The organism is Streptomyces sp. NPDC046900, assembly GCF_040644975.1.
Classification (GTDB): Bacteria; Actinomycetota; Actinomycetes; order Streptomycetales; family Streptomycetaceae; genus Streptomyces.
Genome location: NZ_JBEYXD010000026.1, coordinates 36,729 through 51,192, shown reverse-complemented (window position 1 = coordinate 51,192; position 14,464 = coordinate 36,729). Strand labels below are relative to the sequence as shown.

Genomic DNA, 14,464 nt, shown 5'->3' with positions numbered 1-14,464 from the left:
GCCGGACGGTTGAGCTGCCCGGCGGTGCGCGGGCACGAGGGCCGTTCGGCCGGGAAGCGTTGCGCTCCCGAGGGCGTTGGGACGACATCGGCATCGCTTCCCACCCGGCCTGACGTGCCGTCAACGGAGGTGGCAGGCCTGATCGCTCAGAGCGAACGTCTCCTGGGGAACAATCGAATCCTCCTGGACATTGAGTCCGTGTAGCTCAACTTGACTGCCGAAGGGGAGATCATGGCTGCTGAGTCCACGGCGTTCACACCGCTCGCTTTGCCCGTGCTGCCGCTCGACGGCGAGGTCGTGCTGCCCGGCATGGTGGTTCCGCTGGACCTGAGTGATTCCGAGGTGCGCGCTGCGGTCGAGGCCGCCCAGGCCGCCGCCCGGTCGGAGCCCGGAAAGCCCAGGGTTCTGCTGGTTCCTCGTGTTGACGGGACGTACGCGGGCACGGGTGTGCTCGGCACGGTCGAGCAGGTCGGCCGGCTGGCCGACGGCGACCCGGGCGCCCTGATCCGCGGCCGCGGCCGTGTGCAGATCGGCGCCGGGACCACCGGGCCGGGTGCGGCGCTGTGGGTCGAGGGCACGAGGATCGACGAGACCGTTCCCGACCCCCTGCCCGGCCAGGTCGCCGAACTGGTCAAGGAGTACAAGGCGCTCGCCACCAGCTGGCTGAAGAAGCGCGGTGCCTGGCAGGTCGTGGACCGTGTCCAGGCGATCGACGACGTCTCCGCGCTCGCCGACAACTCCGGCTACTCGCCGTTCCTGACCACCGAACAGAAGGTGGCCCTGCTGGAGACCGCCGACCCGGTGGCCCGGCTCAAGCTCGCCACTGAGCAACTGCGCGAGCACCTCGCCGAGCAGGACGTCGCCGAGTCCATCGCCAAGGACGTCCAGGAGGGCGTCGACAAGCAGCAGCGCGAGTTCCTGCTGCGCCGTCAGCTGGAGGCCGTCCGCAAGGAGCTGCGCGAGCTGAACGGCGACGCGAAGGAGGGCGAGGAGTCCGACGACTACCGGGCCCGGGTCGAGGCCGCCGACCTGCCGGAGAAGGTCCGCGAGGCCGCGCTCAAGGAGGTCGACAAGCTGGAGCGGTCCAGCGACCAGTCGCCCGAGGGGTCGTGGATCCGCACCTGGCTGGACACGGTGCTGGAGCTGCCGTGGAACGAGCGCACCGAGGACGCATACGACATCCTCGGCGCCAAGGCCGTCCTGGACGCCGAGCACTCGGGCCTCGAGGACGTGAAGGAGCGGATCACCGAGTACCTGGCGGTGCGCAAGCGGCGCGCCGACCGCGGCCTGGGGGTCGTGGGCGGGCGGCGCGGAGGTGCCGTTCTCGCCCTGGTCGGGCCGCCCGGTGTGGGCAAGACGAGCCTCGGCGAGTCGGTGGCGCACGCCATGGGCCGCAAGTTCGTGCGGGTCGCGCTCGGCGGCGTACGCGACGAGGCCGAGATCCGCGGTCACCGGCGTACCTATGTCGGCGCCCTGCCCGGCCGTATCGTCCGCGCCATCAAGGAGGCCGGCTCGATGAACCCGGTCGTCCTGCTCGACGAGATCGACAAGGTGGGCTCCGACTTCCGGGGCGACCCGGCGGCCGCCCTGCTGGAGGTTCTCGACCCGGCCCAGAACCACACCTTCCGCGACCACTACCTCGAGGTCGAACTCGACCTGTCCGACGTCGTGTTCCTCGCGACGGCGAACGTCCTCGAAGCCATCCCGGAGGCCCTGCTCGACCGTATGGAGCTGGTCCGCCTCGACGGCTACACCGAGGACGAGAAGGTCGTCATCGCCCGCGACCACCTGCTCCCGCGCCAGCTGGAGCGGGCAGGGCTGAACAAGGGCGAGGTCACGCTCGACGAGGGCGCGCTGCGCAAGCTCGCCGGCGAGTACACCCGGGAGGCGGGCGTACGGAACCTGGAGCGGTCGATCGCACGGCTGCTGCGCAAGGTCGCGGCCCAGCACGAACTGGGCGAGAAGGAGCTGCCCTTCACCGTCCGCGACGAGGATCTGCGCGGCCTGATCGGGCGTCCGCACCACGTGCCCGAGTCCGCCCAGGACCCGGCCGAGCGGCGCACGGCGGTCCCCGGCGTGGCGACCGGTCTCGCGGTCACCGGCGCCGGCGGTGACGTCCTCTACGTGGAGGCGTCGCTGGCCGATCCGGAGACGGGCGCGGCAGGCCTGACGCTGACCGGCCAGCTCGGCGACGTGATGAAGGAGTCGGCGCAGATCGCGCTGAGCTTCCTGCGCTCACACGGCGCCGAACTGGAGCTGCCCGTCGGCGACCTGAAGGACCGGGGTGTGCACATCCACTTCCCGGCGGGCGCGGTCCCCAAGGACGGACCGAGCGCGGGCGTCACGATGACGACCGCACTCGCCTCGCTGCTGTCCGGCCGCCTGGTGCGTACGGACGTGGCGATGACGGGCGAGGTCTCGCTCACCGGCCGTGTCCTGCCCATCGGAGGGGTGAAGCAGAAGCTGCTCGCCGCTCACCGGGCGGGTGTGAAGACCGTCGTCATCCCGAAGCGCAACGAGCCCGACCTGGACGACGTGCCGGCGGAGGTGCTGGACAAGCTCGACGTCCACGCCGTCAACGACGTCCGCCAGGTCCTCGAACTGGCGCTCGCGTCGGCCACGAACGACGCGGCGCCCGAGGTTCCCGCGGCGGCGTGACGGACGTCGCGGGATGAAAGAAGGCCCGGGCTCCGTGAGGGAGGCCCGGGCCTTCCCGTGCGACCGCTCAGGGGACGTCGGCCGTCGGCGGGGGCCTGCACTCTGTCGGGTGCGCTGGTGCGTTGTGGGTCCGGGGATCGCTCCCCGGGCCCCGGCCGGGGGTCTGTGGCGCTAGCCGTTGGCGAGTGCCTGGACCCTGTCGAGGGCGCCGTTGAACTTGTCGTGGTCCCCGACCGTCGGTCCGGACGACGTGTACTGCCACATCGTGTAGTACGCCCAGCCGGCCGGCAGCGTGCCCGGGTCGGCGGCGTAGCGGGCGATCCACAGCGGGTCGGACGAGGCGAAGCCGCCGTAGTTGCCGGTGCACTGGGTCCACCAGCTGGTGGCCGTGTAGATCACGGCGTTCCGGCCGGTACGGGCCCGGTAGGTGTTCAGGAAGTCGGTGATCCAGCTGACCATCGCGCTCGCCGACTTGCCGTAGCAGGCCGCCCCGTACGGGTTCCACTCGATGTCGAGCGTGCCCGGCAGCGTCTTTCCGTCCCTGGACCAGCCGCCGCCGTGGTCGACGAAGTAGTTGGCCTGGGCGGCGCCGCTCGTGGTGTCCGGGGTGGCGAAGTGGTACGCGCCGCGGATCATGCCGATGGTGTACGAGCCGTTGTACTGCTGGGCGAAGTAGGGGTTCGTGTAGTAAGTCCCCTCCGTCGCCTTTGAGTACGCCCAACGCACGCCGCTGTTCCACAGCGTGGACCAGGCGACGTTGCCCTGGTAGCCGGAGACGTCGACGCCTTCCGTCTGGGCGACGAGACCGGGTGCGGGCGCGCCGCCTCGGCCGTCGTGGCCCAGGACGCCCATGCCCATGTACGCGGTGCCACGGGCGGGTGTGCCCGCGGCGTGGGCCGGGAGGGCGGTCAGCAGGGACAGCAGGGCGAGCAGGGCGAGCAGGATTCCGGCCGCGAGCAGGCCGGGCTGCCGGAACGATCCGGGTCTGTGCACGGGCATACGAGCCTCCGGGTGGCTCGGTGGGGGGAGACGCCCGGGCGGGCCGGGCGCGTGGGGAGTGCCGGTCCCGGGCTACACAATGGCGTGAGCATGCCAGAGACGTCAACGAAGCTAGGCACGTGGACCCGGGCTGGGAAGAGGGGTCGGAGAACGCCGTTGGTCTAAGCCTGCGAAATACTGGCAGAGCTGCGGCAATGGCGATGCTCGGCGGAAACTTTCAGGAACGGGAAACCGGGGCAGGGGTACTGACGTGCACGAGCATGGAAACGGCGAGGAGCGCGGGAGCGAGTCCGGCGTGCCGGAAAGCGGTCTGGAATGCGGCGGCGCGGACCGGGAATTCCTCTCCCTGGAGCGTGAGCTGACGGTGTTCCTGCGACGGGCGAGGGCCAATCAGGGCGAGATGGCCCGAGAGGTCCACCCGGACCTGGAGCCCGCGGCGTACGGTCTGCTCGTGCGCCTGGACGAGTACGGCCGGCAGCGTGCGACGGAGCTCGCGGCCTACATCGGCGTCGGCAAGGCCACCATGTCCCGCCAGTTGCGCGCCCTGGAGGACCTGGGCCTGGTGGCCCGGGAGCCGGACCCGGCGGACGGCCGGGCGTGGCTGGTCCACCTCACCGAGGAGGGCCGTACCCGGGTGGGAAACGTGCGTGAGGCGCGCCGTGCGCTGTACGTGCGGGAACTGTCCCACTGGGACCGGCGCGAGGTGGCCGAACTGGCCCGCCTGCTGAACCAGTTGAACCAGAGCATGGAGAAATAGCCTGCTCGGGGGCTGCGCGGACCCCGCACGGCTCCCCGCGAGCCGCTCACAGCTCCACGTACACCACCGTCGCGTCGTCGTGCGTCTTGCTGCGGCCCAAGTACGCCCGCTCCTCGCGGTCGGCGGTCTCCAGGGTCCGTACGCGCTCCACCAGTGCCGCCGCCCCCTCCTTGCGCACGAGCGAGAACAGATCCGTCCAGTCGCCCTCGTGGAACTTCTCCGTCCAGCGGGTCGCGCCGTCCGTCAGGGCCGTGAGCGTGCGTACCGCCGCACGCGGCAGCTCTCCCGTCACCGCGCGGGCGGCGACCGACGGGTCCGCGGCCGCCGTGAAGAAACCGCCCTCCTTGTTGCGGACCGTCGCGTCCGCGATCGCGTCCGTCGCCAGACTGGCGCGCGGTATGCGGGCGAGGCGGTCGTCCAGGAGAGCGGTGACCGTGCCGTCGGGGGCCTCGATCAGCAGGGCCGAGTCCGACAGGACCAGATACTCCACCGCGGCGTGCGACCAGCGGGCGAGGACCACGGTCGCCTGGGGTGTGCGCGGGTGAGAAAGGTCACAGGTGGAGGTGTGGGTGTCGGCGGTGCGTCGGACGGCGGCCGAGAGGATCTCCGCCAGGGTCAGATCCCGGCGGGAAACGGACAGTTCGGTCAGTGCCCCGCCGAGTCGTGTGCTGAACCAGTGGACGGAATGAAGACAGCCGTAGTCGGCCGGTGGTGGAGTCACGCCGTCCAGGACGACCAGCGCCCCACCCTGTCCTGAAGCCGGAAGCGCGAGTGCGGCGAAGTCCTCGTCGGGGCGGGCCGGGTCGCCGGGCTCGGAAATCAGTTCAGTACGCATTCGGCCAGTCTGCACGAGCCCTTCACAAGGTCCACCAGAGGTTGGCGACGGTCGCCGAAAGGGTGCGACCGGCCTGGTCAGGCGCCTGGTTTGGTACGGAATGATCGGCTCCGGTGGAGCGTGGTGGCGAATACTGCCAAAGTGCGTCGCCGACGTCCAACCGGCCCGCCGTACGGGGCCCCCGGGCGGGCTCGGGGAACTTGCCCGCCAACTCCCCGCCGATGTTCACTCCTTCGGGTGGCGGGTCAGGCGAAGCGAGACCTCTGCCCACCGGCACTGGGAGGGTCGAAAACCGTCGTACCGGGTCGACGCCCCAGTAGACGGACCGTCACCCGGGCCCATGGGTTAACGAGTCAGGAATGCGAGCACCGGTGCAGATGAAGCGGCCTCGGCGCACAGGCAAGCAGACGACCCCCGAACGGAACGCCTCGTCCGGGTCCGCGGGCAGTGGCCGTCCCGCCCATGTGCGCAACCGGCTGATTGTCGCCGTCGCCGTGGTCGCCGCGGCGATCGCCGGCGCCGGGGCGCCGAGCGTCATCGCCGCCTCGGGACAGCTGAGCGACTCCCAGAGCCTCGTGACGCTCACCGAGCAGACACAGGACGCGCTCGTCCTCGCCCACTCGCTGGCCGACGAGCGCGACGCGGTCACCTCGTGGATGGCCGCCGGGCGCCCCAAGTCCGCGACGCCCGCCGAGCAGCGCAGCGCCGGCGTCGACCGCGAGATCGAGGACCTGCGCGCCGATCCGGACCTCCCGGCGGCGCTGCGCAAGGACCTCGACGACGTGGGCTCCGTACGCAGGGCGGCGCTCGTCGGCAAGAGCAGCGCCCTCGAGGCGCACCAGGCGTACTCCGCCGCCATCACCGAGCTGCACGCCCTCGCCGACCAGCTGGCCGGGAAGATCCCGCCGCGTGCGGGCTCCGGCGCCTATGCGCTCGCCGAGCTCGACAGCGCGGTGCAGCAGGCGGCCGCCGCCCGAGGACTGCTCCTCGCGGCCCTGAACATCCCGCGCACCACCCAGACCACGATCGACCCGATCACCGGCCTGCCGACGACCACCACCAGTTCCTCGCACGCCGACACCAAACAGCGCGACGCGCTCACCGCCGCCGCACAGCAGGCCGCCGTGCGCTCCGACGCGGCCGTCGCCGACTTCCACGACACGGCGCCCGCCGCGGCCCGGAACTCGTACGACTCCACGGTCAACGGCCCCGAGGTCACCTCCGCCGAGCAGTACCTCAAGGCCCTCACCGACCAGCCCACCCTCTCCGACAGCGACCTCGGTCTCAGCTCCAAGAAGGTCGAGGCGGCGCTCTCCGCCCGCGTCGACCTCATGCGGGGCGTCGAGTCCTCGCTCTACGAGAGCCGCAGCAAGGACCTCGCCCATCTGCGCGACGACGATGTCACCGCGCTGGAGATCCGCATCGCCGCCCTCGGCGCGCTCATGCTCGTCGCCGTCGGCATCGCCACGGGCATGGCGCGCAGCCTCACCCGCCCGCTCGCCGTCCTCCGTATCGGCTCGGCCCGCGTCGCCGCCGACCCGGCCGTCGAGGAACCGGTGAAGTTCACGGGGCGCAACGACGAGTTCGCCCAGGTCGTCCGCTCCGTCAACGCCCTGCACGCGCACGCCGTCGCCCTGCAGGAGCGCCTGAACACGCTGGAGGCCGACCGCAAGCACCTGGTCGGCCAGCGCCAGACCATGGCCGACGAACGCTCCCGGCTGCGCAACGAACTCACCGAGGCCTCCGCCCACCTGGAGCAGGTCCGGCACAGCATCCACTCCACCTTCGTCAACCTCGCCCTGCGCACCCTCGGCCTGGTCGAGCGGCAGCTCGGCGTCATCGAGAGCATGGAGGAGCGCGAGCAGGACCCGGATCGGCTCTCCACGCTCTTCAAGCTCGACCACTTCGCGACGGTCATGCGCCGGCACAGCGAGAACCTCTTGGTCCTGGCCGGCACCGAGCACGTCCAGCAGCACGCCGGACCCGTGCCGCTCGTGGACGTGGTCCGCGCGGCGGTCAGCGAGATCGAGCGGTACGAGCGCGTCCGGATCGCCGCGCTGCCGCCGCACGCGAACCTCGCGGGCTTCGCCGCCGACGACCTCTCGCACCTGGTGGCCGAGCTCCTGGAGAACGCCACCTCGTTCTCGCCGCCGGACGTCGCCGTCGAAATCTCCGGCTGGCTGCTGGAGAGCGGCGAGGTGATGCTCTCCGTGCAGGACGAGGGCATCGGCATGAGCGGCGAGCGGATGAGCCGGCTCAACACCCGCCTCGCCGAATTCGACCCGGACGACCCCTACGACCAGGAGAGCGGCGAGGGGCTCGGACTCGGACTCTATGTGGTGGCCCGCCTCGCCCACCGGCACGGCGTCCGCGTCCAGCTCCGCGAGCAGAAGCAGGGCGGTGTCGCGGCGGTCGTCGTCCTGCCCAAGCCGCTGCTCGCCGCCGCCCCGGCCGCCGCCGTGCCCGCCTCGGGACCCGCGGCGGGCGGCCCGCACACCATGTCCCTGCCGGGCGCGGACGCGGAGGTCAACTCCAACGTCCTCAGCAGCCGTTCGCGGATGACCGTCCTGGAGCCCGAGGGCGACGAGGACCCGCTGATCGCGGCGGCGGCGCAGGCCGTACGGGAGCGCACGGAGACCGAGGGGCCGCAGGAGCCCGTACGGGACGAGGACGCCCTGCTCGGGGAACGGACGGCGTGGAACGGCGGGCCGGCACGGGAGCCGGTGGCCTTCGTGCCCGAGTCCGGTCCCGAGACCACGATGGAGCTGCTGCTTCCCTCGCCGCGGACGGACGCACCGGCCCCCACTCCCGTCGCCGACATCCCCGCCCAGGCGCCCGCCGACCCGTACGCCATAGGGCCCGACACCCACGAACGCATCGCCGACGGGGGCGAGTCGCGGCCCGCCCCCGCGCCGCAGGAGTCCCGGGAAGAGCCGGACGAGTCCGAGGTCCCCCGCCTCACGGCCAAGGGCCTTCCCAAGCGCACCCCGAAGATCTCCGCGCCCGCCCCGGCCCCCCGGCAGCGCTCCGGTGGTGTGGACGCCGAGGCGCTGCGCCGCAGGCTCGGCGGCTTCCACCGCGGCGCCGCGGAGGGCTACCGCCACGTCGAGGCGGAGAACGCCGAGAAGACGGCGGAGACCCAGGCCCCCGCACACCGGTCCACGGCACCACAGCACACGGCTACACCCGGCACGGCACAGGACGTAGAAGCATCGGGGGGCACAGTCGAGGAGGCAAGCAGTTGACCGCGCCCAGTACCTTCGGTCTGAGCAGTGAGGCCCGCAACCTGCACTGGCTGCTGACGAACCTCGTCGAGGAGGTGCCGGGACTGCTGTCGGTCGCGGTGGTCTCCTCCGACGGCCTGCTGCTCCTGTCCTCCGACCCCGGCCGCAACCTGGGGGCCCGCGCCGGGCAGGAGGGCAAGACCAGCGGCCCCAAGGGGTCCTCCGCGGACCTCGCCACCATCATCTCGGGCATCGGCAGCCTCACCATCGGTGCCGCCAAGCTGATGGACTCCGGCAAGGTCAAACACACCATGGTCGCGATGGACGAGGGCAGCCTCTTCGTGATGTCCATCAGCGACGGCTCGCTGCTCGGCGTGCACGGTTCGGCGGACTGCGACATGAGCGTGGTGGCCTACCACATGGCGCTCTTCGTCGGCCGCGCAGGACATGTGCTGACGCCCGAACTCCGCAGCGAGCTACGCAAGTCCCTCGAGGCCCAGTCGGCGGGGAGCGTCCGATGAGCAGCACACCGAAGAAACTTCCCGTGCGGGGCGGCGACCGCAAGCCCGCCCGGGTGCGCCCCTACTCGCTCACCGGCGGACGGACCCGCTTCGGCCACGTCCTGCTGGTCGAGACCTTTGTGGCCGCGCTGGACGCCCCGGAGGAAAGGCGTGAACTGACCAATGGTTCACTGTCCACCCGGGTGATGCCCGAGATGCGGGCCATCGTCGAACTCTGCCGCCGTATGCGCACGGTGGCCGAGATCGCCGCGCTGCTGAGGATGCCGCTCGGAGTGGTCCGTGTGCTCCTGAGCGACCTCGCGGACCAGGGAAAGATCCGTGTGTACGGAACCGGTCACGGCCCTGGACAGCCGGACCGCGCTCTGCTGGAAAGGGTGCTGAGTGGACTCCGTCGTCTCTGACGCCTCCCCGGGCGTCTCCCCCCTCCTCGACGGCGAGGAGCAGCTGAAGTCCTGGCAGACGGACCGTACGCGGGCACCGATCGCCACGAAGATCGTGGTCGCGGGCGGCTTCGGCGCCGGCAAGACCACCCTCGTGACCGCCGTATCGGAGATCACGCCTCTCCAGACGGAGGCGCTGATGACCGAGGCCAGCGAGGAGACCGACGACCTCACCGGGACGCCCCAGAAGCTGACCACCACGGTGGCCATGGACTTCGGCCGCATCACGCTCGACGACGACCTGGTGCTCTACCTGTTCGGTACGCCGGGCCAGCAGCGGTTCTGGTTCATGTGGGACGACCTGGTGCGCGGCGCGATCGGCGCGGTGGTGCTCGCCGACACCCGGCGGCTCGCGGACTGCTTCCCGGCACTCGACTACTTCGAGAGCAGCGGCCTGCCGTACATGGTCGCGGTCAACCACTTCGACGGCAGCGACCGGTTCGAGCCCGACGATGTGCGCGAGGCCCTCACGATCCCCGCACACATACCTGTCATGATCATGGACGCGCGGCGCCGGATCTCGGTGATCGAGACCCTCCTGGCCCTCGTCGGCCACGCGCTCGACGTCACCCCCGAGTAGCCCCGATAGGAGCACCACCCGCATGCGGAAGATACTCGTCGTCGGAGCCGGCCAGTCCGGACTCCAGCTCGCCCTCGGCCTCCAGTCGCACGGGTACGAGGTCACCCTGATGTCCAACCGGACCGCGGACGAGATCCGCACCGGCCGGGTCATGTCGACGCAGTGCATGTTCCACACGGCGCTGCAGCACGAGCGTGATCTGAAGCTGAACTTCTGGGAGTCCCAGGCCCCGAAGATCGAGGGACTCGGTGTGTCCGTGGCCGGTCCGGAGTCGCAGCGCGCGATCGACTGGGTGGGCAAGCTCGACGGATACGCGCAGTCGGTCGACCAGCGCGTGAAGATGGCCGGTTGGATGGAGACGTTCGCGCAGCGCGGCGGCCAGCTGGTCATCCACGGTGCGGCGGTCTCGGACCTCGACTACTTCTCCCGTACCTACGACCTCGTGCTGGTCTCGGCGGGCAAGGGCGAGCTGGTGTCGATGTTCGGCCGTGACGCCTCGCGCTCGCCCTACAGCGAGCCGCAGCGCGCCCTGGCGGTCGCCTACGTCCACGGGCTCGGCCCGCGCCCGGAGCATCCGGAGTACGACGCGGTCCGCTGCAACCTCGTGCCGGGCGTCGGCGAACTCTTCGTCATGCCGACCTTCACGAACACCGGTCGCGCGGACATCCTCTTCTGGGAAGGCATCCCGGGCGGCCCGCTCGACGTCTTCAACGGTGTCAAGGACCCGGCGGAGCACCTCTCCCTGACCCTGGAGCTCATGGAGCGGTTCACGCCCTGGGAGTACGCCCGGGCCACCAAGGTGGAGCTGACCGACGCGAACGGCACGCTCTCGGGACGCTACGCGCCCACGGTCCGCAACCCGATCGGCCGACTGCCCGGCGGCGGGCTGGTCCTGGGTGTGGCCGACGTGGTCGTGGCGAACGACCCGATCACCGGACAGGGTTCCAACTCGGCGTCCAAGTGCGCCGCCTCCTACCTCGCTTCCATCCTGGAGCACGGGGAGAAGGAGTTCGACGAGGCCTGGATGGAGCAGACCTTCGACCGCTACTGGGACGTGGCCCAGTACGTCACCAAGTGGACGAACGCCATGCTCGGTGTGCCGCCGGAGCACGTCCTGAACCTGATCGGCGCGGCAGGCGCGATGCAGCCGGTCGCGGACCGCTTCGCCAACGGCTTCAACGACCCGGCCGACTTCGAGAACTTCTTCTACGACCCGGCGAAGACGGAGGCGTACCTGGCCTCGGTCGCAGGAGCCTGACGGGCTTCTGGCCAGCGATTCGACCGTCGTCACCGGTCGTCATTGGTCGCCTTGGACGACCCAGAGACGGCCCCGGTTGTGTTGCCGGGGCCGTCGGCGATTCACCGGATGTGAGCCCTCGATGGGACCTGTGGGCGGGGGTGGTCGCTCAACCGCAAGACGTCCGGATAAATCGCCAAGGTCAAGCAGCACCACTAGGACACCCGGACATGAGACAAGCAAGCAGTGCCATGCCGAACCGGCCCGGCGTCAGGACGGCCCTGCTGTGGGAAGCCGGCTTCGTTCTCGCAGCCATGTGCTGCTGGACTGTGCTGGCCGCGATCTACGACAACGCCGCCTGGGCCGCCCTGCTGGACGGTCCCAAGCTGCCGCTCGCGGCAAGCTTCCTGGTCGCCGTGTCACTGGTGGCCAGCCGGCTCCTGTGGATGAGCGGCCGCACGGCACTGAGGGCTCTCGGTTACGCCATCACCGCGCTGCGTCTGACCGGTGTGCTGATGGTCTGCCTGCCGGTCGCGCTGGAACTGTACGACTACGCCACCACCTGGTGACGAGCGCAGAGAGCCTGCGCCCGAGGCGGCGGGGCCGGCCGACGGCTCGTCCCCGGTCCGCCGCCACCCGGTTCGTCCCTGAACCGCCGGACGGGCCCTGGTGGCTGCGTCAGGCGACGTCACTCTGCCGGCCACCTCGCGGAGGCGTCAGCCGCCATGCGGACGTCAGACCGTGTGCTGATAGGCCGGATAGGTGAGGTAGCCGGCGTCGCCGCCTTGGTAGTACGTGGTCTCGTCGACGGGAGCGATCGGCAGGCCGACGCGGAGGCGTTCGACGAGGTCGGGATTGGCCAGGAAGCCGCGGCCGAAGCTGATCAGGTCGGCGCCCAGGCCCAGCCAGTGGTCGGCTTCCCCGCGGCCGGTCTGCTTGGGGCCCATCGGGAGGACCGGATTGACGATCAAGGTCCCGGGCCAGGCGCGGCGCAGACCCATGAGCACCTCCTCGTCCGTGGTCGCCTCCAGGTGGACGTAGGCGAGTCCGAGACGGGACAGCTCGGTCAGCAACGCGGTGTTGAGGGCGAGCGCATCGGTCTCCTCGACGCCCCAGAAGCCACCCCCGGGGGAGAGACGGATGCCCGTCCGGGCCGCCCCGATCGCGTCGACCGTCGCGGCCACGGCCTCCACGGCGAACCGGATCCGGCCCGCGATCGTGCCGCCGTAGCGGTCCGTGCGCCGGTTGGCGTTGGAGGAGAGGAACTGGGAGATCAAGTAGCCGTTGGCGCCGTGGAGCTCGGCACCGTCGAAGCCCGCCTCGATCGCGCGGCGGCCCGCCTCGGCGTACGCGTGGGCGTGCTCGGGTACCTCGGCGGTGTCCAGTGGACGCGGGACCGGTGCGGGCTGCGGGCCGGTCGGGGTGAAGACGTCGCCCACCGCGGCGATCGCCGAGGGGCCCACGGGCTGATGGCCGGTCGTGTCGGGGTGCGAGACCCGGCCGCCGTGCATGAGCTGGGCGAAGATCCGTCCGCCGCTGGTGTGCACGGCGTCGGTCACGGCACGCCATGAGACGACCTGCTCCTCGGTGTGCAGTCCGGGCGTGCCCGGGTTGGACTGCCCGACGAGGCTGGGCTGCACGCCCTCGGACACGATCAGTCCGGCCGTCGCGCGCTGCGCGTAGTACGTCGCCATGGACGGTGTGGCAAGGCCGGCGGTCGCGGCCCTGACACGGGTCATCGGGGCCATCACCATCCGGTTGGGCAGGGTCAGGTCGCCGAGTCGGTAGCTGCTGAACAACGTCGTCACGTCGGGCTCTCCGTCCGTACATCGTGTGCCCGGACGTCGGGCACGGCGCTACGCTAAAACCTGACATGGATGTCAGAGGCAAGTGGTGTGGCGTGGTTCACCACAGGAGGCAGTCGTGCGGATCGGCGAGCTCGCGGCGCGTACCGACGTCAGCGTCAGGTCGCTGCGGTACTACGAGGAGCAGGGGCTGCTGACCAGCAGCCGGAGCACCAGTGGGCAGCGGCACTACACGGAGGCCGAGGTGGAGCGGGTGCGATTCATCCAGCGCCTGTACGCGGCGGGCCTGTCCAGCCGGACGATCTCCGAGCTGCTGCCGTGCGTCGACACGCCCAGCGAGCGCAACTCCGATGCCGCTCTCGAGCGGATGGCGCAGGAGCGCAACCGGCTCTCCGAGTACATCGACGAACTCGTGCGGACCCGGGACGCCTTGGACGGCCTGATGGTCACGGCCCGGGCCCACCGCGAGAGCCTGCTCACTGCGGCCGGTACGGGACCGAGGCGCTGAACGCGCACAGTGGTTCCCCCGAGGCCCGGCTGTGCGTCATCGCCGGGCCTTCGGACGACCCGGCGTCGGGGGACGGGGCGTGCGCCGCCGGTTCCTCCGCGCCCTGCTGATACGGCCCACCGATCTGATCGGCGGCGTATTTCAGGGCCCGCCGCCCGCCACGGAGGGCGGTCGGTCGTCGCCCGCGGTGCCCGAGGCTGTCGCACTCGGCTGTTCGGTGACGGTCCCGGCCTCCTCGAACGCGGCCAGTGCCGCCAGTTCTTCGGGGCTGAGCGAGGCGAGCAGTTCCTCGGTGTCCTTCAGCTGCCGCTCGACGGCGTCCCGCGCCGTCTTCTGCCGGTCGGCGAGGGTGAGCTGTTCGTCGAGGGCCTTGCGCGCCTGGCGGGCCTGCTCGTCGGCCTGCCGTTCGAGCCTGGCCAGCCGCTGCACGCTCTCGGCCCGCTCGCGCGCCAGCCGGACGATCACACGGCCCACGTCGATCGCGTACTGAGGATCGCGGGCGAGCAACAGGCGTACGTACAGGGAGAATTCCGTGCTGCTCTGGTACTGCTGGCGGGCGAGCCGGCCGACCGCGGCCCGGCTGCTCTGCAGGGCGAGCCGGGTCCTGGCGAGGGACACGTCCAGCCGGGCGACCTCGGCCTGCTGCTTCTTCAGTCGCTCCGTAGTGGCGTTGTAGGTCTTGTCGGCCTGCTCGGACTGCAGGTAGCGGAGCTGAAGATCCATCAGGAGGCGCGAGATGGACCGGGTCCCCGGCTGCCCCGCCGGGTTGGTGCCGGGGTCCGGGATGAGGGCCTGCGCAGGGGTGGTGACGAGCAGGGGCGAGGCGGCCAGCGCCACCGTACACACCAGGTGGAGCAGCCTTACCGGCATGTCATCACCTCCGAGTCGCGGGTGGCCCCT

The 14,464-nt window shown here is 71.0% G+C and carries 13 protein-coding genes; 9 read left to right on the top strand and 4 right to left on the bottom strand.

Translation table 11 applies throughout. The annotated features are described in order from the left end of the window. Positions 1–231: 231 nt before the first annotated feature. Positions 232–2,658, top strand: a complete 2,427-nt coding sequence (gene lon, locus ABZ904_RS24535) for an endopeptidase La (RefSeq protein ID WP_361825490.1) — start codon at positions 232–234, stop codon at positions 2,656–2,658. 171 nt (positions 2,659–2,829) lie between these two features. Here the strand turns inward: lon and ABZ904_RS24530 are convergent, their stop codons facing one another. After that, a complete protein-coding gene (locus ABZ904_RS24530) occupies positions 2,830–3,657 on the bottom strand; it encodes a lysozyme (protein ID WP_361825488.1) in 828 nt (275 codons plus the stop codon). Positions 3,658–3,952: 295 nt separating this feature from the next. Here ABZ904_RS24530 and ABZ904_RS24525 point away from each other — a divergent pair, with 295 nt between their 5' ends. Beyond that, positions 3,953–4,414 (top strand): MarR family transcriptional regulator, encoded by a 462-nt coding sequence (locus ABZ904_RS24525; protein ID WP_359401102.1) that lies wholly within the window; start codon positions 3,953–3,955, stop codon positions 4,412–4,414. A 46-nt stretch (positions 4,415–4,460) separates the two neighbouring features. On the opposite strand, the gene ABZ904_RS24520 is transcribed toward ABZ904_RS24525, so the two are convergent. Then, positions 4,461–5,249: a hypothetical protein gene (locus tag ABZ904_RS24520; protein WP_359400984.1), complete on the bottom strand. Its 789-nt coding sequence runs from the start codon at positions 5,247–5,249 to the stop codon at positions 4,461–4,463. Positions 5,250–5,608: 359 nt separating this feature from the next. On the opposite strand from ABZ904_RS24520, the gene ABZ904_RS24515 reads away from it, so the two are divergent. The 6 genes from ABZ904_RS24515 (at position 5,609) to ABZ904_RS24490 (ending at position 11,820) form a co-directional block, all read left to right on the top strand. Next, positions 5,609–8,494, top strand: coding sequence for a nitrate- and nitrite sensing domain-containing protein (locus ABZ904_RS24515; protein WP_361825486.1), 2,886 nt, complete (start codon positions 5,609–5,611; stop codon positions 8,492–8,494). Next, positions 8,491–8,994 carry a roadblock/LC7 domain-containing protein gene (locus tag ABZ904_RS24510; protein ID WP_359400990.1) on the top strand — a complete coding sequence of 168 codons (504 nt, stop codon included), beginning with the start codon at positions 8,491–8,493 and terminating at the stop codon, positions 8,992–8,994. The genes ABZ904_RS24515 and ABZ904_RS24510 overlap by 4 nt, the downstream gene beginning before the upstream one ends. Further along, positions 8,991–9,395 (top strand): DUF742 domain-containing protein, encoded by a 405-nt coding sequence (locus ABZ904_RS24505; protein WP_359400993.1) that lies wholly within the window; start codon positions 8,991–8,993, stop codon positions 9,393–9,395. The genes ABZ904_RS24510 and ABZ904_RS24505 overlap by 4 nt, the downstream gene beginning before the upstream one ends. Further along, on the top strand, positions 9,376–10,014 hold the full coding sequence (locus tag ABZ904_RS24500; protein ID WP_359400996.1) for an ATP/GTP-binding protein: 639 nt from the start codon (positions 9,376–9,378) through the stop codon (positions 10,012–10,014). The genes ABZ904_RS24505 and ABZ904_RS24500 overlap by 20 nt, the downstream gene beginning before the upstream one ends. A gap of 22 nt (positions 10,015–10,036) precedes the next feature. Continuing rightward, positions 10,037–11,272 (top strand): styrene monooxygenase/indole monooxygenase family protein, encoded by a 1,236-nt coding sequence (locus tag ABZ904_RS24495; RefSeq protein WP_361825483.1) that lies wholly within the window; start codon positions 10,037–10,039, stop codon positions 11,270–11,272. 209 nt (positions 11,273–11,481) lie between these two features. Beyond that, positions 11,482–11,820 (top strand): hypothetical protein, encoded by a 339-nt coding sequence (locus ABZ904_RS24490; protein ID WP_360995532.1) that lies wholly within the window; start codon positions 11,482–11,484, stop codon positions 11,818–11,820. A gap of 165 nt (positions 11,821–11,985) precedes the next feature. Here ABZ904_RS24490 and ABZ904_RS24485 read toward each other — a convergent pair whose 3' ends face one another. Then, positions 11,986–13,059 (bottom strand): alkene reductase, encoded by a 1,074-nt coding sequence (locus ABZ904_RS24485; RefSeq protein WP_361825481.1) that lies wholly within the window; start codon positions 13,057–13,059, stop codon positions 11,986–11,988. 115 nt (positions 13,060–13,174) lie between these two features. Here ABZ904_RS24485 and ABZ904_RS24480 point away from each other — a divergent pair, with 115 nt between their 5' ends. Then, on the top strand, positions 13,175–13,564 hold the full coding sequence (locus ABZ904_RS24480) for a MerR family transcriptional regulator (RefSeq protein WP_359401005.1): 390 nt from the start codon (positions 13,175–13,177) through the stop codon (positions 13,562–13,564). A gap of 141 nt (positions 13,565–13,705) precedes the next feature. Here the strand turns inward: ABZ904_RS24480 and ABZ904_RS24475 are convergent, their stop codons facing one another. Further along, positions 13,706–14,434 carry a hypothetical protein gene (locus ABZ904_RS24475; RefSeq protein WP_360995527.1) on the bottom strand — a complete coding sequence of 243 codons (729 nt, stop codon included), beginning with the start codon at positions 14,432–14,434 and terminating at the stop codon, positions 13,706–13,708. Between the last annotated feature and the right edge of the window lie 30 nt (positions 14,435–14,464).